The sequence below is a fragment of the Citrobacter sp. FP75 genome (assembly GCF_018342065.1).
GTDB lineage: Bacteria > Pseudomonadota > Gammaproteobacteria > Enterobacterales > Enterobacteriaceae > Citrobacter.
Genome location: NZ_JAFDOE010000014.1, coordinates 1 through 18,538 on the forward strand (window position 1 = coordinate 1; position 18,538 = coordinate 18,538).

At 54.8% G+C, this 18,538-nt stretch carries 19 protein-coding genes; 10 read left to right on the top strand and 9 right to left on the bottom strand.

Annotated features, from left to right (window positions below):
* The first annotated feature begins 522 nt into the window (after window positions 1-522).
* Together purH and purD are read left to right on the top strand one after the other, a co-directional pair.
* A complete protein-coding gene (gene purH, locus JQ822_RS23320) occupies window positions 523-2,112 on the top strand; it encodes a bifunctional phosphoribosylaminoimidazolecarboxamide formyltransferase/IMP cyclohydrolase (RefSeq protein WP_213135409.1) in 1,590 nt (529 codons plus the stop codon).
* Window positions 2,113-2,127: 15 nt separating this feature from the next.
* A complete protein-coding gene (gene purD / locus JQ822_RS23325; RefSeq protein WP_213135410.1) occupies window positions 2,128-3,417 on the top strand; it encodes a phosphoribosylamine--glycine ligase in 1,290 nt (429 codons plus the stop codon).
* Here purD and zraR read toward each other — a convergent pair.
* Window positions 3,414-4,739 (bottom strand): sigma-54-dependent response regulator transcription factor ZraR, encoded by a 1,326-nt coding sequence (gene zraR, locus JQ822_RS23330; protein ID WP_213135411.1) that lies wholly within the window; start codon window positions 4,737-4,739, stop codon window positions 3,414-3,416. The genes purD and zraR overlap by 4 nt on opposite strands.
* A 5-nt stretch (window positions 4,740-4,744) precedes the next feature.
* The gene (zraS, locus tag JQ822_RS23335; protein WP_213135412.1) at window positions 4,745-6,130 is read right to left on the bottom strand and encodes a two-component system sensor histidine kinase ZraS; all 1,386 of its coding nucleotides are present in this window, start codon (window positions 6,128-6,130) and stop codon (window positions 4,745-4,747) included.
* Window positions 6,131-6,393: 263 nt separating this feature from the next.
* Here zraS and zraP point away from each other — a divergent pair, with 263 nt between their 5' ends.
* The gene (gene zraP / locus JQ822_RS23340; RefSeq protein ID WP_213135413.1) at window positions 6,394-6,834 is read left to right on the top strand and encodes a zinc resistance sensor/chaperone ZraP; all 441 of its coding nucleotides are present in this window, start codon (window positions 6,394-6,396) and stop codon (window positions 6,832-6,834) included.
* Between the two features lie 61 nt (window positions 6,835-6,895).
* Here the strand turns inward: zraP and JQ822_RS23345 are convergent, their stop codons facing one another.
* The 6 genes from JQ822_RS23345 to nudC form a co-directional block, all read right to left on the bottom strand.
* Window positions 6,896-7,588 (bottom strand): DUF1481 domain-containing protein, encoded by a 693-nt coding sequence (locus JQ822_RS23345; RefSeq protein ID WP_213135430.1) that lies wholly within the window; start codon window positions 7,586-7,588, stop codon window positions 6,896-6,898.
* An 11-nt stretch (window positions 7,589-7,599) separates the two neighbouring features.
* Window positions 7,600-7,872, bottom strand: coding sequence for a nucleoid-associated protein HU-alpha (hupA, locus tag JQ822_RS23350; RefSeq protein WP_001044509.1), 273 nt, complete (start codon window positions 7,870-7,872; stop codon window positions 7,600-7,602).
* A 186-nt stretch (window positions 7,873-8,058) separates the two neighbouring features.
* Complete coding sequence (locus tag JQ822_RS23355) at window positions 8,059-8,649, bottom strand: YjaG family protein (RefSeq protein WP_213135414.1); 591 nt, start codon at window positions 8,647-8,649, stop codon at window positions 8,059-8,061.
* 33 nt (window positions 8,650-8,682) lie between these two features.
* Window positions 8,683-9,363 (bottom strand): deoxyribonuclease V, encoded by a 681-nt coding sequence (nfi, locus tag JQ822_RS23360; protein WP_213135415.1) that lies wholly within the window; start codon window positions 9,361-9,363, stop codon window positions 8,683-8,685.
* 9 nt (window positions 9,364-9,372) lie between these two features.
* Entirely contained in the window at window positions 9,373-10,437 is a 1,065-nt protein-coding gene (hemE, locus tag JQ822_RS23365; RefSeq protein WP_213135416.1) for a uroporphyrinogen decarboxylase, read from the bottom strand.
* A 50-nt stretch (window positions 10,438-10,487) separates the two neighbouring features.
* Window positions 10,488-11,261, bottom strand: a complete 774-nt coding sequence (gene nudC / locus JQ822_RS23370) for an NAD(+) diphosphatase (protein WP_213135417.1) — start codon at window positions 11,259-11,261, stop codon at window positions 10,488-10,490.
* A gap of 96 nt (window positions 11,262-11,357) precedes the next feature.
* On the opposite strand from nudC, the gene rsd reads away from it, so the two are divergent.
* The 7 genes from rsd to thiH all read left to right on the top strand — a co-directional run bounded on the left by rsd (window position 11,358) and on the right by thiH (window position 17,568).
* Entirely contained in the window at window positions 11,358-11,846 is a 489-nt protein-coding gene (rsd, locus tag JQ822_RS23375; RefSeq protein WP_213135418.1) for a sigma D regulator, read from the top strand.
* 357 nt (window positions 11,847-12,203) lie between these two features.
* Window positions 12,204-14,102 (top strand): phosphomethylpyrimidine synthase ThiC, encoded by a 1,899-nt coding sequence (gene thiC / locus JQ822_RS23380; protein ID WP_213135419.1) that lies wholly within the window; start codon window positions 12,204-12,206, stop codon window positions 14,100-14,102.
* Window positions 14,102-14,737, top strand: a complete 636-nt coding sequence (thiE, locus tag JQ822_RS23385) for a thiamine phosphate synthase (RefSeq protein WP_213135420.1) — start codon at window positions 14,102-14,104, stop codon at window positions 14,735-14,737. The genes thiC and thiE overlap by 1 nt, the downstream gene beginning before the upstream one ends.
* Window positions 14,730-15,488 carry a HesA/MoeB/ThiF family protein gene (locus JQ822_RS23390; RefSeq protein WP_213135421.1) on the top strand — a complete coding sequence of 253 codons (759 nt, stop codon included), beginning with the start codon at window positions 14,730-14,732 and terminating at the stop codon, window positions 15,486-15,488. The genes thiE and JQ822_RS23390 overlap by 8 nt, the downstream gene beginning before the upstream one ends.
* Window positions 15,469-15,669 (top strand): sulfur carrier protein ThiS, encoded by a 201-nt coding sequence (gene thiS / locus JQ822_RS23395; RefSeq protein WP_213135422.1) that lies wholly within the window; start codon window positions 15,469-15,471, stop codon window positions 15,667-15,669. The genes JQ822_RS23390 and thiS overlap by 20 nt, the downstream gene beginning before the upstream one ends.
* Before the next feature lies 1 nt (window position 15,670).
* Complete coding sequence (gene thiG / locus JQ822_RS23400) at window positions 15,671-16,441, top strand: thiazole synthase (RefSeq protein ID WP_213135423.1); 771 nt, start codon at window positions 15,671-15,673, stop codon at window positions 16,439-16,441.
* Window positions 16,438-17,568 carry a 2-iminoacetate synthase ThiH gene (gene thiH, locus JQ822_RS23405; RefSeq protein WP_213135424.1) on the top strand — a complete coding sequence of 377 codons (1,131 nt, stop codon included), beginning with the start codon at window positions 16,438-16,440 and terminating at the stop codon, window positions 17,566-17,568. Before thiG ends, thiH begins: the two co-directional genes overlap by 4 nt.
* 116 nt (window positions 17,569-17,684) lie before the next feature.
* Here thiH and cspE read toward each other — a convergent pair whose 3' ends face one another.
* Entirely contained in the window at window positions 17,685-17,897 is a 213-nt protein-coding gene (cspE, locus tag JQ822_RS23410; protein WP_096758779.1) for a transcription antiterminator/RNA stability regulator CspE, read from the bottom strand.
* Window positions 17,898-18,538: the final 641 nt, after the last annotated feature.

An 18,538-nucleotide genomic window follows, 5' to 3' on the forward strand; every position in this document is an offset into this window, starting at 1 on the left:
TTCGAGTGCCCACACAGATTGTCTGATAAATTGTTAAAGAGCAGTGCAACGCGGCTTTCGCTCACCGTTGCGAGGTGGCGTATATTACGCTTTCCTCTTTCAGAGTCAACCCCTTATTTTCAGGTTTTCTCTTCAACCGAACCGGCTGTTTGTGTGAAGTGATTCACATCCGCCGTGTCGATGGAGGCGCATTATAGGGAGTTTCCCGCTGCCCGCAACCCTTAAATGACAGAAAAATGACTGACTGCTGCATTCCACAGCAAAACCCTGCCTTATACCCATTTACGCACAGAGTTATCCACAAACAGCCCCGTCATTTCTGCGATCCTTTCTATATGCGTACAATCTTCAGCACTTGAAACGAAGGGCAAAATTGAAAAAGAAAAATTCGCGAGCGTTGCGCAAACGTTTTCGTTACAATGCTGCGGCAAAACAAAGATGCCCCGTAAGGGGCGTTAGCTGAGTTTTTCACCAAGAATTCATCTAACGCTCTCTGTAATAGTCAAATCCAGGGGATTTACCATGCAACAACGTCGTCCAGTCCGCCGTGCTCTGCTCAGTGTTTCTGACAAGGCCGGTATTATCGAATTCGCTCAGGCACTTTCCGCACGCGGTGTGGAGCTGCTGTCTACAGGTGGCACAGCACGCCTGTTAGCAGAGAAAGGTCTGCCAGTGACCGAAGTTTCCGATTACACCGGTTTTCCGGAAATGATGGATGGACGCGTGAAGACCCTACATCCAAAAGTCCACGGTGGCATTCTTGGCCGTCGCGGTCAGGATGACGGCATTATGGAACAGCACGGTATCGCGCCTATCGATATGGTGGTTGTTAACCTGTATCCGTTCGCCGAGACCGTTGCCCGCGTTGACTGCTCGCTGGAAGATGCGGTAGAGAATATTGATATCGGCGGCCCGACCATGGTGCGCTCTGCCGCCAAGAACCATAAAGATGTGGCTATCGTAGTGAAGAGCAACGACTACGACGCCATTATTAAAGAGATGGATGCCAACGAAGGTTCTCTGACCCTCGACACTCGTTTCGATCTCGCCATCAAAGCCTTCGAACACACCGCCGCTTACGACAGCATGATTGCCAACTACTTCGGCAGCATGGTTCCGGCGTATCACGGTGAAAGCAAAGAAGCTGCTGGCCGCTTCCCACGAACCCTGAACCTGAACTTCATTAAGAAGCAGGATATGCGCTACGGCGAGAACAGCCACCAGCAGGCTGCCTTCTATATAGAAGAGAATGTTAAAGAGGCTTCCGTTGCCACCGCAACGCAGGTACAAGGTAAAGCGCTCTCTTATAACAACATCGCCGATACCGACGCGGCGCTGGAGTGCGTAAAAGAGTTCAACGAACCGGCCTGCGTGATCGTCAAGCACGCCAACCCGTGCGGTGTGGCGGTAAGTTCTTCTATTCTCGATGCCTACGACCGTGCGTATAAAACCGACCCCACCTCCGCATTCGGCGGCATCATCGCGTTTAACCGCGAACTGGATGCTGAAACGGCACAAGCCATTATCTCCCGCCAGTTTGTTGAAGTGATCATCGCACCGTCAGCCACTGAAGAAGCGCTGAAGATCACTGCGGCTAAGCAGAACGTTCGTGTCCTGACCTGTGGTCAGTGGGCAGATCGTGTTCCGGGCCTGGACTTCAAACGCGTTAACGGCGGCCTGCTGGTTCAGGACCGTGACCTGGGCATGGTGAGTGAAGCTGAGCTGCGCGTAGTTTCCAAACGTCAGCCCACCGAACAGGAACTGCGTGATGCGCTGTTCTGCTGGAAAGTGGCGAAATTCGTGAAATCCAACGCCATTGTTTACGCCAAAGAGAACATGACGATCGGCATAGGTGCAGGCCAGATGAGCCGCGTCTATTCCGCGAAGGTAGCCGGGATTAAAGCTGCTGACGAAGGTCTGGAAGTAAAAGGCTCTGCGATGGCATCCGACGCTTTCTTCCCGTTCCGCGATGGGATTGATGCCGCAGCCGCCGCTGGCGTGAGCTGTGTTATCCAGCCTGGCGGTTCCATTCGTGATGACGAGGTTATTGCCGCCGCCGATGAACACGGCATCGCGATGATCTTTACCGACATGCGCCACTTCCGCCATTAATCCACGGAGTAGACGATGAAAGTATTAATTATTGGCAACGGCGGGCGCGAGCACGCTCTGGCCTGGAAAGCAGCCCAGTCACCGCAGGTTTCTACCGTCTTTGTGGCGCCGGGCAACGCAGGAACCGCGCTGGAACCCACGCTGCAAAACGTGGCTATCGCTGTGACCGACATTCCGGCGCTACTGAGTTTTGCCCAGAACGAGAAGATCGATCTGACTATTGTCGGTCCGGAAGCACCGCTGGTGATTGGCGTAGTCGATGCCTTCCGCGCCGCCGGTCTGAAAATCTTCGGCCCAACCGAAGGAGCCGCACAGTTGGAAGGTTCCAAAGCCTTCACCAAAGATTTTCTTGCCCGTCATAACATCCCGACGGCGGAATACCAGAACTTCACGGAAATCGAGCCTGCGCTGACCTACCTGCGCGAGAAAGGCGCGCCGATTGTCATCAAAGCCGACGGCCTGGCTGCGGGTAAAGGCGTTATCGTGGCAATGACGCTTGAAGAAGCCGAAGCTGCCGTGCATGACATGCTGGCAGGCAACGCTTTTGGCGATGCGGGCCACCGTATTGTTATCGAAGAGTTCCTCGACGGTGAAGAGGCGAGCTTTATCGTGATGGTCGACGGCGAGCACGTGCTGCCGATGGCCACCAGCCAGGATCACAAGCGTGTGGGCAATGGCGATACCGGCCCGAACACCGGCGGGATGGGTGCTTACTCGCCTGCCCCGGTGGTGACCGATGAAGTGCACAAGCGCACCATGGAACGCATCATCTGGCCAACCGTAAAAGGCATGGCCGCGGAAGGTAACACCTACACGGGTTTCCTGTACGCCGGTCTGATGATCGACAAACAGGGCAATCCGAAGGTTATTGAGTTCAACTGCCGCTTCGGCGATCCGGAGACTCAGCCAATCATGCTGCGTATGAAATCGGACCTGGTGGAGCTGTGTCTGGCCGCCTGCGACGGTAAGCTGGACGAGAAAACCTCCGAGTGGGACGAGCGCGCCGCGCTGGGCGTGGTGATCGCTGCCGGTGGTTATCCGGGCAACTACACCACGGGCGATGAGATCCACGGCCTGCCTCTGGAAGAAGTCGCTGACGGTAAAGTATTCCATGCCGGAACCAAAATGTCCGCTGACGATCGCGTGCTGACCAACGGGGGCCGCGTTCTGTGCGCAACCGCGCTGGGTCATACCGTTGCACAAGCGCAGAAGCGCGCTTACGCGTTAATGACCGATATTCGCTGGAACGGCAGCTTTAGCCGCAACGATATCGGCTGGCGCGCCATCGAGCGTGAGCAAAACTAACGGCTGAGTTTGGCCAGCAGCGTTTTACGCGTGATGCCTAACTGACGGGCGGCTTCGGTTTTGTTGCCGCCCGTTTTTTCCAGCGCCGCCAAAATCACCTCTTTTTCGACATCTACCAGCGGTTGGATCTCCAGACTGTTCTCTGCTTTTATCGGCGTCGCGGCAATCGCCAGCGGCAGCTCGCGCTCGGAAATGTATTCCCCCGTCAGCAAGACCACCGCGCGCTCAATCGCATTTTCCAGTTCGCGAATATTTCCCGGCCAGTCGTAGTGGATCAACTGGTCCATCGCCTGCGGCGTAAAACCTTTCACCACTTTGCGGTTACGCTCAGCAAAACGCTGGAGAAAATGCCCGGCCAGTAGCGGGATATCTTCCCGACGCTGACGTAATGCAGGCATTTCAATGGTGACGACGTTCAGGCGATAGTAGAGATCCTGCCGAAAGCGCCCGGCGCTGACTTCTTCCGCAAGATCGCGATGCGTGGCGGCGATCAGTCGGACATCTACAGCAAGGGTTTGATTACTGCCCACGCGCTGGACTTCACGCTCCTGGATCGCCCGCAGCAGACGCACCTGCATCAGCGGTGAAATATCGCCAATCTCATCAAGAAACAGCGTGCCGCCGTCGGCTTCCACAAAGCGCCCTTCCCGGCGTTTATCCGCCCCGGTAAACGCACCTTTCTCGTGACCAAAAAGTTCGGACTCCAGCAGCGATTCATTGAGCGCCGCGCAGTTGAGCGTCACTAACGGTTTATCGCGGCGGGCACTACTGGCGTGTAGCGCCCGGGCCACCAGTTCTTTGCCGGTTCCGGAGTCTCCGTGAATGAGCACTGTGGCATCCGACGGCGCAACCATGGCAATTTCGTTAAGCAGGTGCTGCATCGCCGGACTGCTGCCAATCATGCCAAACTGTGCAGCCGACGCCGACGACTGTTCAACGCCCGTTTCCCGCGTATGCGCCAGCGCCTTTTCCAGCGTGTGTTGCAAGTTGTCAAAATCCAGCGGTTTGATTAAGTAGTCCAGTGCCCCGGTTTTTAGCGCCTCAACGGCAGTCTCCACGCTGGAGAAAGCGGTCATGATCAGCACCGGAATCGCCGGATTCAGGGCTTTGATCTCTTTCAGCGTTGCGATGCCGTCCATCTGGGCCATACGCACATCGCACAACACTAAATCAAAAACGTGTTCACGCACCTGATCCAGCGCCTCTCGCCCGCTATAGGCCAGCGCAACGTCGTAGCCCCAGCCGCGCAGCAGCGCCTGCAAAATAGTGCAGTGGCTGACGTCATCGTCCACAACCAGAATATCGATTTTTCCGCGTGTCATCCTTGTCAATCCTGTGATTTCGCTTTGATCGGCAGATAAAGGGTAAAGGTCGCGCCTTTGCCCTCAGCGCTTGCCACCTGAATGGTGCCGCCGTGCTGCTCGATAATGTTCCGCACCACCGCCAGCCCCAGCCCGGTACCGTCTGCCTTCGTCGTAAAGTAAGGGGTAAAAATAGCCTCCAGTTGGTCGGGCGCAATCCCCTTCCCGCTATCGGCCACCACAATTTTAACGCGATCGGCGCTGCTTTCACTCGCTTCAACCGTAATCGCCCCCTGACGACCAATCGCATGAATGGCGTTCAGGTAAAGATTGAGCAGAACCTGCGTCAGCCGGTCGGGATCGGCCTGAATAGCGGACAGCGAGGTATTCGGCGTAAATTGCAGCTGGATTTCCCGGCTCTGAGCATCCTGGCTTACCAGATGCAGAGAGTGGGTGATGACCTCATTGAGATCCACCTGTTGTAGCGTCAGATGCGCGGGCTTTACCAGTTCCAGCAGTTCGCTCACTACCCGATTTAAGCGGTCCGCCTCTTTCGCCATCACCTGTGCCAGCTCGTGCGACTCGCCTCCTGCCGGGGTTCGTTCGGCAAAATACTTCGCTAAACCTTTGATGGACGAAAGCGGGTTACGAATTTCATGCGCAACCCCAGCTGCCAGGTGCCCGAGCGCCATCAGTTTTTCTTTACGCTTCATCGCGTCCTGCAGCTCTTTATAAGAACGCTGATAGCGCTGATACCAGAAAAACGTCAGCACGGTGGCCAGCAGCACCGCCGCCAGCGCAGACAGGACAATCAGTGTGTTACGCCACTCTCTGGCCTGAGTCGCAGCCAGCTCGCTGGCATCAAAAGCGATAAATATGGTTTGTGCGGGCGTATTGGCGTGATCGTCATTACCGGAGCAACGCGCCATACCGTGCCTCCCGGCCCCATACATCGGCTGAAACTGGCGATAAATCTCCAGAGCTGGCGTTTTTTCATCCTCCCCTGTAGGGATCTCGATATGCCGCCAGCTTTCTTGTTCTCCAGGATTTAACTGGCGTAGGACATCCGGTGAATAGAGCGTTTTACCAACCATCGCGAAATTGCTGTGGGTGATGATGACACCATGCTCGTCAACGACAGCAAACCAGAGCACGCCCGGCTGTACCGCCATTTGCTCCAGCAGCGTCTGTTGCTGAGCATGATGCATACGCATTCCCATGCCCACGCGCGTACCAGACTCCAGGGCGCGGATCAGCACGCTTCCCTTTTCCAGTAGCGTTTGTCGGGCGGCATCACTTTCCCGACCATAGTCCCGAATGGTCATGATGGAAAACCATCCCACCAAAATCAGGATCGCCGCCGGTAATAACCGACTCAGCCACTTAGCCACCGTATCCTTATCAAGACGCATACGTTCTTCCTTTATCCACCGTTTCCTTTCTTCATTTCAGGTATACAGCAGAAATCATGCCATCTTTTCGCCCTGAGAACCCTGTCCTCAGGCACAAACCGCGGCAACTGGCGGGTAAAAATGACCCACTGTACCGTTCTGGCGAGTCATTTTTACTCGCTTACAGCCTGATGGCCGCCACGCGCTCCCCGTAGCACAAGGACGTTCAGGTTGGCACGGAAGATGCAAAAGGGAAAGTAAGCTAACCAACAGGATAACGAACAATGAAACGGAACAACAAACTGGCGCTGATTGCACTCTCTCTTATAGCTCTGGGCTCCACCCCGGCGCTGGCGCAGCATCACTGGGGCAATGGTGAGGGAATGTGGCAGCAGGGTACGCCAATGACCACCGAGCAGCAGGCTGCAGCCCAGAAAATCTATGATGATTACTACGCGCAGACCAGCGCGTTACGCCAACAGCTGACATCCAAACGTTACGAATACAACGCGTTGTTAACGGCCAGTTCGCCGGACACTGCAAAAATTAATGCGGTGGCAAAAGAGATGGAGTCTCTGAATCAGTCACTGGACGAGCAGCGTGTTAAACGCGATGTCGCAATGGCGCAGGCGGGCGTGCCTCGCGGGGCTGGAATGGGCTACGGCGGATGCGGCGGTAGCGGTAACCATCGCGGCGGTGGTCATATGGGAATGGGCCACTGGTAAACGAATTTGCCGGATGGCAGCCTCGCCTTATCCGGCCTACCGATTACCTGCCATCAGGTTTTCAGAAGGTTTTGGCTGTAGGCTGCCAGTGACAAAAATCTTCGTTGGCGACCAGCAGTAGCTGAGATCCTTCGGGCGCTTCCAGCCATGCCACGCTCACCTCTACAGATGAATGACTCTGGCGGCGCTCAATATGGTTTATCGCCCACGCTTCCAGATCGGGCTTCAGCGTTTCGCCTTCACAGGTCGTGACCGTGTTATTCGCATGCCAACGCCCCTGACGCAATATCACCCGTCCCTGACGCAGCGCATCGCTGGTCTGGCGGATTTGATCGGCACGATAGCGGTAGAGCGCAATTTGATCGCTGGAAAGCTGCTGCTTAAGACCGTCGACCTCACGCTGCATAAAACTCAGTTCACCCCGATCGTCGAAACGGATACGAACGTGCTCCGGCGGTTGGCTGTAAACGTTAAGTTCGATCAGAGAAAGGGAATCACCCTGCCAGCGGTATTCACTGGTGGTGGTACTGCCGCTACGCCACGGACTAAAAACGGAGAGCAGATGAACATCATCGTTGGAATCTTTACGCCAGACGCGTACAGCTCCCTGATCGCCAACATAACCGCTGGCCGTGAACGGAGGAAGCTCAGAATGGCGACTGCAGGCAGACAGCAACAGAACACCTGAAAGCCAAAGCGTATGACGCCAGATGGACAAAAGGGGCGAAACCGCCCCTTCGATAAAACTGTTCACTGCCACGCGAATTACTTAACCGCGTCTTTCAGTGCTTTACCAGAAACAAATGCCGGTACGTTAGCTGCGGCGATTTTGATTTCTTTACCGGTCTGCGGGTTGCGGCCAGTGCGCTCAGCGCGGTGGTTCACTTTGAAGGTACCGAAACCAACCAGTTGTACAGCATCGCCTTCTTTCAGAGACTCAGTAATAGCAGCCAGAGTGGATTCCAGAGCAGCTTTAGCCTGTGTTTTAGACAGTTCTGCTTTGTCTGCAATTACATCAATCAGTTGAGTCTTGTTCATAAGTTATCCTTACAATGTGTTTATCGCTTGCTAAGCATCGAGTGCGACGGAAATGCCAGAAAAGCACTCTCCTGCATACACGCACCGATAGCCACTTTTCTTCGCCCCCCAAATGTAGACCAGACGGGGGGCGGATGGGAAGCCTTCAGGCACGACAAATCAGGCGATAAATCACGTTTTGTGGTGTCATTGCTGAAAAATTATACCAATATTGCTCTCGCCAGCCTCGCGCAGGTCTGCACGCAGCCCTTTTATCAGCTCAAGATCGCGTTCTTCACAATCGGCTAAAAGTCGGAATATTTCCCACTGAATATCCCATTCCTGTTCAACAGCAGGGTTCTCTTTCAGCTCTTCATCGGTCATTTCGCGACCGGCCTGGGTCATTTCCAGCATCGCGACGGTGGTAATAGACGCCTTACTGACTTCAATCGCGTGTTCCAGCGTTTCACCACTCAGGCGTGAATGCATTAATTCGCTCAGGGCAACGCAGGCATCAATTGCCGGATACACGCCGTACAGATCGTAATCGTCTGCGGACGGAATAGCCTCTTCAAACTTTTCCAGTTGGCTGTCGAAATTGATTTTCGCATCCTTGACCGTCAGGACTTCCCAGATTAAATCCAGAATTCGGCGGTAAATCTGCCCATCACCAAACTCAGTTTGCTTGCAAAACATGGCGTAGTTTGGGTACATGCGCTCACACAGACAGGCCATAAAGGTGACGTGCTGCCAGCTTTCCAGCTTCTCCAGACGCAGATGAATCGGGTTTTGTAACATGATGAGTTCTCGAATACGGAAATTAGTCGCAGTTTACCCGATATGGGGCATTTTTGCTGCAAGCCGCGTAAAAGCCGGGCGTTCGGATGCCACCGCATCCGCCCAGCGCGTAGGTTCCGGCAGACGATAGCCGTTCATACACTGCTGTACCCACGCCAGTGCGCTGTCCATGCCCACGCGATGGCCGGTAGAGATAAATAGCGGGTTACAGCGTGCTTTGCTGCGCCAGACCCACGCCAGCTGTTCGCCTTTATCCAGCAACGGCGCTAACGCTCCGGGTTCGGCAGCGAGCGGCTCAAACTTGCCGCACAACCGTTTTTTCGCCACGCCAATCGTCGGGACATCCACCAGCAGACCAAAATGGCTGGCGACACCAAGACGGCGCGGATGGGAAATGCCGTGACCATCAACGAATACTAAGTCAGGTTTCTGCGAAAGCTGCTCCCACGCTGCCAGCAGCGCAGGATATTCGCGAAAAGAGAGAAAACCGGGGATATACGGCATGGTGGTGGCGATGCGCGCCACCTTGTATTCAACCAGCTCAAGCGAAGGGTACTTCAGTAGAACGATGGCGGCTCGCGTCACGTCTCCGCCCTGCTCAAACCCCACGTCCGCCCCGGCGATCAGATCTGGCGGATCGTTCTGCAGGCGATCCTCGCGGATCACTGAAGAAGCCAGTTCACGCTGCTGCGCGCGGAGCGACGCGAGATCCATAGTCACGCCTTAGCGGTGGTACTGTTCAGATAAACGATGTACCGCCTCCACAAAGACGCCCGCATGTTCTGGCGGCACGTCCTGGTGGATACCATGTCCAAGGTTAAAGACATGGCCTTCACCCTCGCCGAAGCCAGCAAGTATCGTGGCGACTTCTTCTTCAATACGAGCCGCTGGCGCATACAGCATGGATGGGTCCATATTGCCCTGCAGCGCAACCTTATGACCTACGCGACGACGCGCATCAGCAATGTCTGTCGTCCAGTCGAGACCCAGAGCATCGCAGCCGGTTTCCGCCATCGCTTCCAGCCACTGTCCGCCGCCTTTGGTGAACAGGGTTACCGGCACACGGCGTCCGTCGTTTTCACGCAGCAGACCATCGACAATTTTGTGCATGTAGTAGAGAGAGAACTGCTGATAATCACGCCCGGTCAGCACGCCGCCCCAGGTGTCGAATATCATCACCGACTGCGCGCCCGCTTTGATCTGCGCGTTCAGGTACAGCGTGACGCTTTTCGCCAGCTTATCAAGCAACAGGTGCAGCGCTTTTGGATCGGCGTACATCATCTTTTTAATCACGGTGAACGCTTTGCTGCTGCCGCCTTCCACCATGTAAGTCGCCAGCGTCCATGGACTACCAGAGAAGCCGATCAGCGGCACGTCGCCTTTCAGTTCACGGCGAATGGTGCGCACCGCGTTCATCACGTAGCCCAGTTCACCTTCTGGATCCGGGATCGGCAGTTTATCTACATCGGCCTTACAGGTGATGGGAGAGGTAAAGCGTGGGCCTTCGCCAGCTTCAAAATACAGCCCGAGTCCCATCGCATCCGGGATAGTCAAAATGTCCGAAAAGAGGATTGCCGCATCAAGCTTATAGCGACGCAGCGGCTGCAGCGTGACTTCGCAGGCAAGCTCGGCGTTTTTGCACAGAGCCATAAAATCGCCCGCCTCGGCACGCGTGGCTTTATATTCCGGTAGATAGCGGCCCGCCTGGCGCATCATCCATACCGGAGTGACATCAACGGGCTGGCGCAGCAGCGCACGCAGGTAACGATCGTTCTTCAGTTCGGTCATTTTTGCAGTTCCTTATTGCGTCAGTCCATCAGTGTATCATCACTCGTTCTTTACTCGTACTCAGCCCGACACATTGCCACGGTATCTTCAATCAATCGACGTGCGACGGTGCCTGGCGGGGGAAGCAGCGGTAAATCATCGTAGCGATACCAGTTTGCTTCCAGCAGTTCTTTCGGGTCGATAACAATCTCTCCGCTATCATACTCTGCCATAAACGCGGTCATCAAAGACTGCGGGAACGGCCAGGGTTGGGAGGTGATGTAGCGCAGGTTTTTCACCTTAATACCGCTCTCTTCCATCACTTCCCGCGCAACCGCCTGCTCTAACGTCTCCCCCACTTCAACAAAACCGGCCAGCACGGTATGTACACCGTTACGGTGGCGAACATGCTGAGCCAGCAGAATGGAATCATCACGGCGAATAGCGACAATAATGCAGGGGGCAATTTGCGGGTAATAACGTTCACGGCAGTGGCTGCACAGCATTGCCCATTCGGTTTTACTCGGGTGCATAGGATGGCCGCAGTAGCCGCAGAATTTATGCGAGCGGTAGAATTCCGCCAGTTGCACACCTCGCCCGGCCAGTTGAAACAGACCGACATCCTGATCGATAACCTGACGCACCGAACCCATATCATGGCGACGTTGCTGCAGTACCAGCCAGACGGTTTCGCCCTCCCACTCGCCTATCGCAAGTGCCCGCTGGCCGACTAAATCAAAACTTGCCGCTTCACCGTAAGGCAGTTCGCCACGAGGCAACCATAATTTTTGCTCATGACTGACGATCCACCAGCCGCTGTCTAATTTTTCAATTATACGATCCATATCTCTTGCGCAACCTTTGCTTCACAGGCATGTTGTTTACATTATTTTTACATTTATCGGTGAGCAGTTCCTAAACACCATTTTGCGGAGTCAATCATGCTAAACCAGCTGGAAAGCCTGACGGAGCACGTCGGAGGAAGTAATAAACTGGTTGATCGCTGGCTACATGTACGTAAGCACCTGCTCGCGGCTTACTACAATCTGGTTGGCATTAAGCCTGGCAAAGAATCGTACATGCGGCTCAATGAAAAAGCGCTGGATGATTTTTGTCAGAGCCTGGTCGACTACCTCTCCACCGGACACTTCAGTATTTATGAACGTATTCTGCATAAATTGGAAGGGAACGGGCAGCTTTTAAAAGCCACAAAAATTTGGCCATTACTGGAAGCCAACACGCAGTTGATCATGGACTACTATGATTCCAGTCTGGAAAACGCGATTGATCACGATAATTACCTGGAATTTCAACAGGCATTGTCAGATCTCGGCGAGGCGCTGGAGGCCCGGTTTGTCCTGGAAGACAAGCTGATTATGCTGGTGTTTGATGCGATGCACGACAACGCAATGATCAAACGCCCTGCTTGAGATTTGCGGCATTAACGCGTAGTTTACATTCATTACCTCTTTACTGAGGTTACTTCTTGTCGGAGTGCTTATTTTCCACAAAAGCATTCGTGATGCGTCGAGGCGGCGAGTCAGTGAATCTCCAGGAGCTTACCTAAGTAAGTGACTGGAGTGAGCAGACGAAGCCAACAAAGAGGCAGCGCGAAGGATGACGTGGAAAAGGCTGAGACCGTTAATTCGGGATCCGCGGAACCTGATCAGGTTAAAACCTGCGAAGGGAACAAGAGTCAATCTGCAATAGCATCGCCCCCGGGCGAGCTTCTCTCTTGCTTCATCCGTCGTCTGACAAGCCATATCCTTACTTTTTTGGAATGAGCTATGTCTGCCACTACTAAACCATCACGCCGCGAACTGCGCGCGCAAGCCCAACACTTTATCGACACGCTGGAAGGGACCGCCTTTCCTGAGTCAAAACGCATCTACATCACCGGTTCACAACCAGATATCCGCATTCCGATGCGCGAAATCCAGCTTAGCCCGACGCTGATTGGCGGTTCAAAAGATACTCCACAGTTCGAAGAGAACGAAGCTATCCCGGTTTACGACACCTCCGGTCCGTATGGCGATCCGGATGTGGCGATTAACGTCCAGCAGGGGCTGGCAAAGCTGCGCCAGCCGTGGATTGCCGCGCGTAACGATAGCGAAGAGTTAGACGACCGCAGCTCCGCTTACACCAAAGAGCGTCTGGCCGACGATGGTCTGGATGAGTTGCGTTTCACCGGCCTGCTGACGCCAAAACGCGCTAAAGCCGGTAACTGCGTCACCCAACTGCACTACGCCCGTCAGGGGATCGTGACGCCGGAAATGGAGTTTATCGCCATCCGTGAAAACATGGGTCGCGAGCGTATTCGTAGTGAAGTGCTGCACCACCAGCATCCGGGCATGAACTTTGGCGCTCGCCTGCCGGAAAATATCACCCCGGAATTCGTGCGAGATGAAGTGGCCGCTGGCCGCGCGATTATTCCTGCCAACATCAACCATCCGGAATCGGAACCGATGATCATCGGACGTAACTTCCTGGTGAAGGTCAACGCCAACATCGGTAACTCGGCGGTCACTTCCTCTATCGAAGAAGAGGTGGAAAAACTGGTGTGGTCGACCCGTTGGGGCGCAGATACGGTGATGGACCTCTCCACCGGACGCTATATTCACGAAACCCGCGAATGGATCCTGCGTAACAGCCCGGTACCGATCGGCACCGTACCGATCTACCAGGCCCTGGAGAAGGTCAACGGGATCGCCGAAGATCTCACCTGGGAAGCGTTCCGCGATACGCTGCTGGAGCAGGCTGAGCAGGGCGTCGACTACTTCACCATCCACGCGGGCGTGCTGCTGCGCTACGTGCCGATGACTGCCAAACGCCTGACCGGCATTGTCTCGCGCGGCGGTTCAATCATGGCGAAATGGTGCCTCTCCCATCACAAAGAGAACTTCCTGTTCGAACATTTCCGTGAAATCTGCGAAATCTGTGCCGCCTACGACGTTTCACTCTCATTAGGTGATGGTCTGCGTCCAGGTTCGATCCAGGATGCCAACGACGAAGCGCAGTTCTCCGAGCTGCATACGCTGGGTGAACTGACCAAAATCGCCTGGGAATACGACGTGCAGGTGATGATTGAAGGCCCGGGGCATGTGCCGATGCATATGATACAGCGCAACATGACCGAAGAGTTGGATAGCTGCCACGAAGCGCCGTTCTACACCTTAGGGCCGTTGACTACCGACATTGCGCCGGGCTATGACCACTTCACTTCCGGTATCGGTGCGGCGATGATTGGCTGGTTTGGCTGCGCGATGCTGTGCTACGTCACGCCAAAAGAGCACCTTGGCCTGCCGAACAAAGAGGACGTAAAGCAGGGACTGATTACCTACAAGATTGCCGCCCACGCCGCTGACTTAGCCAAAGGCCATCCTGGCGCGCAGATCCGCGATAACGCGATGTCGAAAGCGCGCTTCGAATTCCGCTGGGAAGACCAGTTTAACCTGGCGCTCGACCCGTTCACCGCCCGCGCCTATCACGATGAAACCCTGCCGCAGGAGTCCGGCAAGGTCGCCCATTTCTGCTCCATGTGCGGGCCGAAGTTCTGCTCAATGAAAATCAGCCAGGAAGTGCGCGACTACGCCGCCGCGCAGACTATTGAAGTGGGGATGGCGGATATGTCGGAGAACTTCCGCGCCAAAGGCGGTGAAATCTACCTCAAGAAAGAGGAGGCGTAATGTACCAGCCTGATTTCCCGACCGTGCCATTCCGTCTCGGGCTTTACCCGGTGGTGGACGGGGTTGAATGGATTGAACGCCTGTTGGAGGCGGGCGTGCGCACGATCCAACTGCGCATCAAAGATAAGCATGATGACGAGGTCGAAGCCGACGTCATTGCCGCCATTGAACTGGGGCGTCGCTATGACGCCCGCCTGTTTATCAACGACTACTGGCGACTGGCAATCAAACATAACGCCTACGGTGTACATCTGGGCCAGGAAGACCTCGAAACCACCGATCTGAAGGCAATTCAGGCGGCGGGGTTACGCCTGGGCGTTTCCACCCACGATGATATGGAGATCGACGTGGCGCTCGCCGCTCGCCCTTCTTACATCGCGCTGGGTCATGTCTTCCCCACGCAAACCAAGCAGATGCCTTCCGCCCCGCAGGGGCTGGTGCAGCTGGCAAGCCATATTGCACGACTGACGGATTACCCCACCGTTGCCATCGGCGGAATCAGTCTTGAGCGCGCCCCGGCGGTTCTGGCAACCGGCGTAGGCAGCATCGCCGTGGTCAGTGCCATCACCCAGGCGGCTGACTGGCGCGATGCCACGACGCAGCTGCTCTCACTTGCAGGAGTCGGCGATGAATGACCGCGATTTCATGCGCTACAGCCGTCAGATCCTGCTCGGTGATATTGCCATTGAGGGCCAGCAAAAGCTCAATGCAAGCCACGTGCTGATTGTCGGTTTGGGTGGTCTTGGTTCGCCTGCCGCGCTGTATCTGGCGGGGGCTGGCATCGGTAAACTGACGCTGGTTGACGATGACGACGTGCATCTGAGTAATCTGCAACGGCAGATCCTGTTTACCACCGATGATATCGCACGCTCCAAATCACAGGTTGCCCAGCAGCGGCTGATGCGGCTTAACCCGGATATCGAACTGGTATCGCTCCAGCAGCGACTGAAAGGCGATGCGCTCCGGCATGCGGTGGCACGAGCCGACGTGGTGCTCGACTGTACCGATAACATGGCCACGCGCCAGGACATTAACGCCGCCTGCGTAGCGCTGAATACGCCGCTGATTACTGCCAGCGCCGTCGGCTTTGGCGGCCAGCTAATGGTGCTGACGCCGCCGTGGGAGCAAGGCTGCTACCGCTGCCTGTGGCCGGACGATGTAGAGCCCGAGCGCAACTGCCGCACCGCCGGTATCGTCGGCCCGGTCGTTGGCATCATGGGCACTTTGCAGGCGCTGGAAGCCATTAAGTTACTAAGCGGTATCGACACACCGAGCGGCGAACTTCGCTTGTTTGACGGTAAAACTAGCCAGTGGCGCAGCCTCGCGCTGCGTCGTGCCAGCGGCTGCCCGGTATGCGGAGGGCGGCATGAAAATTCAATTCAATGATGAGCCGATGCTGTGCGCCGACGGGCAAACCGTCAGCGAACTGCTCACTGCGCTTGATCAGCACAAACCGGGAGCCGCGCTGGCGCTCAATCGACAAATCCTGCCGCGCGAGCAGTGGGAACAGCAAATCGTGCAGGAAGGCGACCAGATCCTGCTTTTTCAGGTTATTGCAGGAGGTTGATATGTTACGTATTGCCGACAAAACGTTCGATTCACATCTGTTCACCGGTACCGGAAAATTTGCCTCATCACAGCTGATGGTCGACGCCATTCGCGCCTCCGGCAGCCAGCTGGTGACGCTGGCGATGAAGCGCGTAGATTTGCGCCAGCATAACGATGCCATTCTGGCCCCGCTGGTCGAAGCGGGCGTGACGCTGCTGCCTAACACATCCGGGGCCAAAACCGCTGAAGAAGCTGTCTTTGCCGCGCAGGTGGCGCGCGAAGCACTGGGCACCAACTGGCTGAAATTAGAAATCCACCCGGATGCCCGCTGGCTGCTGCCGGATCCGATCGAAACACTAAAAGCCGCCGAGACGCTGGTGAAGCAGGGCTTCGTGGTACTGCCTTACTGCGGTGCGGATCCGGTACTGTGCAAACGGCTGGAAGAAGCTGGTTGCGCGGCGGTGATGCCGCTCGGCGCGCCTATCGGTTCTAACCAGGGGCTGGAAACCAAAGCGATGCTGGAGATTATTATCCAGCAGGCGAGCGTGCCGGTGGTGGTCGATGCGGGTATCGGCGTACCCAGCCACGCCACACAGGCGCTGGAAATGGGTGCCGACGCGGTACTGGTCAACACCGCGATTGCCGTAGCGGATGACCCAGTGATGATGGCGACGGCGTTCCGGCTGGCGGTTGAGGCGGGCATACTGGCGCGTCAGGCTGTACCGGGCAGCAAAAGTTCACAGGCGAGCGCCACCAGCCCGTTAACCGGATTCCTGGAGGCCTTCGCATGAAAACGTTCAGCGACCACTGGCGACAGCTGGAGTGGGACGACATCCGCCTGCGCATCAACGGTAAAACTGCCGCTGACGTGGAGCGCGCCCTCAACGCTTCACAGCTTAGTCGCGAGGATTTAATGGCCCTACTCTCGCCTGCCGCTGCTGATTATCTGGAGCCGCTGGCACAGCGGGCGCAAAAGCTGACCCGCCAGCGCTTTGGCAATACCGTCAGTTTTTACGTGCCGCTGTATCTCTCGAATCTGTGTGCTAACGACTGCACTTACTGCGGCTTCTCCATGAGCAACCGTATCAAACGCAAAACGCTGGACGGAGATGAGATAAAACGAGAGTGTGCGGCTATCCGTGAGCTGGGTTTTGAGCATCTGCTGCTGGTCACCGGTGAGCATCAGGCGAAAGTCGGGATGGATTACTTCCGTCGCCATTTACCCGACATTCGTCAGCAATTTTCATCTTTACAGATGGAGGTGCAACCTCTGTCAGCGGCTGAATATGCTGAGCTAAAAGTGCTTGGCCTGGATGGCGTGATGGTTTATCAGGAGAGCTACCACGAGGCAACTTACGCCCGGCATCATCTGAAGGGGAAAAAGCAGGACTTCTTCTGGCGGCTGGAAACGCCGGACAGATTAGGTCGCGCCGGTATCGACAAAATTGGCCTTGGGGCGCTAATTGGCTTATCCGACAGCTGGCGGGTCGATTGCTATATGGTGGCCGAACATTTGCTGTGGATGCAGCAACACTACTGGCAAAGCCGCTACTCTATCTCGTTCCCTCGCCTGCGCCCGTGTACCGGGGGTATTGAGCCGGCATCGCTCATGGACGAACGTCAACTGGTGCAAACCATTTGTGCGTTTCGCTTACTGGCACCGGAAATAGAGTTGTCGCTCTCCACCCGAGAATCACCGTGGTTTCGCGATCATATGATCCCGCTGGCGATTAACAACGTTAGCGCCTTCTCGAAAACGCAGCCCGGTGGTTATGCCGACAATCATCCTGAGCTGGAACAATTTTCTCCGCACGACGCTCGTCGCCCAGAAACCGTTGCTGAAGCATTAATGGAGCAGGGATTACAGCCCGTATGGAAAGACTGGGATAATTTTCTCGGGCGTGTGTCACAGATGTAGTAACCCGGATGTAAAAACAAAAAAACCCGCTTTCGCGGGTTTTTTCTTCACTGACACTTATCTGCTCAGGCTCTGGCCTTCATCGCTATCGTAAGCGTTGGTGAGATTATCGGCGATTACAGCGCGATAACGTTAACAGCAGACGGGCCTTTAGCACCGTTCTCAACAGAGAACTCTACTTTTTGACCTTCGTCTAAGGTTTTATAATCGTTGCTCTGGATAGCTGAAAAATGCACGAACACATCCTTGCTACCGTCCTGAGGAGTGATAAAGCCGAAGCCTTTCTCAGAGTTAAACCATTTTACTAAACCAGTCATTTTGTTAGACATAGATACTTCCTTTCATATTTTGAGCCGCTTATGCAGCGAAGATGGCCTGTTTTGCAGAAATTAACTTATGGGGCACTTAGGAGGAGGCTCATGAAGAAGGGGTATCTGAGGATAACGCTTGAACTGAGAACTGCTTTACTAAAACTGCTTTCATAAGGTCTGTGTTCCAAACCGATGTCGCTATAGTAGACTTACTTCTAATCATTAAGCAAGCATTAATTTTTTTAATCCGCTTCATCAGGTGAAATGTTGAGCTGTTGCGCTTGAGAGTCTACGGTATTGCCTTGATATACATATAATAAAAGCCCTGACCGTTGCAGCCAGGGCTTTAAGTTACTACAAACTTCAGATTTAACATTAATTAACTTACAATTTAATACTGCTGATGGTACTACTTTTTAAATGTACACGTTTACCACAGATAATATTGGAGAATGATACTAACTAAACCTTCCTCTATTTACCGTTAAACATATTCCGCCAGCTTGATATACAAACTCAAGAATGGCGACCTAAACAAGTACACTTCCCCTCGCGACATATACTTTTTGATGCGTGGCCTTACTTCCCTTGCGATAGTTCAATAATGAGTACCGCAAACATTAACTATTAAATCATGGCCTTACATCGTCGCGCTTGCT

Excerpts from the sequence above, each read along its gene's own strand:
- purH (WP_213135409.1), top strand. The coding sequence starts at position 523 with ATGCAACAACGTCGTCCAGTCCGCCGTGCTCTGCTCAGTGTTTCTGAC.
- purD (WP_213135410.1), top strand. The coding sequence starts at position 2,128 with ATGAAAGTATTAATTATTGGCAACGGCGGGCGCGAGCACGCTCTGGCC.
- zraR (WP_213135411.1), bottom strand. The coding sequence starts at position 4,739 with ATGACACGCGGAAAAATCGATATTCTGGTTGTGGACGATGACGTCAGC.
- zraS (WP_213135412.1), bottom strand. The coding sequence starts at position 6,130 with ATGCGTCTTGATAAGGATACGGTGGCTAAGTGGCTGAGTCGGTTATTA.
- zraP (WP_213135413.1), top strand. The coding sequence starts at position 6,394 with ATGAAACGGAACAACAAACTGGCGCTGATTGCACTCTCTCTTATAGCT.
- hupA (WP_001044509.1), bottom strand. The coding sequence starts at position 7,872 with ATGAACAAGACTCAACTGATTGATGTAATTGCAGACAAAGCAGAACTG.
- JQ822_RS23355 (WP_213135414.1), bottom strand. The coding sequence starts at position 8,649 with ATGTTACAAAACCCGATTCATCTGCGTCTGGAGAAGCTGGAAAGCTGG.
- nfi (WP_213135415.1), bottom strand. The coding sequence starts at position 9,363 with ATGGATCTCGCGTCGCTCCGCGCGCAGCAGCGTGAACTGGCTTCTTCA.
- hemE (WP_213135416.1), bottom strand. The coding sequence starts at position 10,437 with ATGACCGAACTGAAGAACGATCGTTACCTGCGTGCGCTGCTGCGCCAG.
- nudC (WP_213135417.1), bottom strand. The coding sequence starts at position 11,261 with ATGGATCGTATAATTGAAAAATTAGACAGCGGCTGGTGGATCGTCAGT.
- rsd (WP_213135418.1), top strand. The coding sequence starts at position 11,358 with ATGCTAAACCAGCTGGAAAGCCTGACGGAGCACGTCGGAGGAAGTAAT.
- thiC (WP_213135419.1), top strand. The coding sequence starts at position 12,204 with ATGTCTGCCACTACTAAACCATCACGCCGCGAACTGCGCGCGCAAGCC.
- thiE (WP_213135420.1), top strand. The coding sequence starts at position 14,102 with ATGTACCAGCCTGATTTCCCGACCGTGCCATTCCGTCTCGGGCTTTAC.
- JQ822_RS23390 (WP_213135421.1), top strand. The coding sequence starts at position 14,730 with ATGAATGACCGCGATTTCATGCGCTACAGCCGTCAGATCCTGCTCGGT.
- thiS (WP_213135422.1), top strand. The coding sequence starts at position 15,469 with ATGAAAATTCAATTCAATGATGAGCCGATGCTGTGCGCCGACGGGCAA.
- thiG (WP_213135423.1), top strand. The coding sequence starts at position 15,671 with ATGTTACGTATTGCCGACAAAACGTTCGATTCACATCTGTTCACCGGT.
- thiH (WP_213135424.1), top strand. The coding sequence starts at position 16,438 with ATGAAAACGTTCAGCGACCACTGGCGACAGCTGGAGTGGGACGACATC.
- cspE (WP_096758779.1), bottom strand. The coding sequence starts at position 17,897 with ATGTCTAACAAAATGACTGGTTTAGTAAAATGGTTTAACTCTGAGAAA.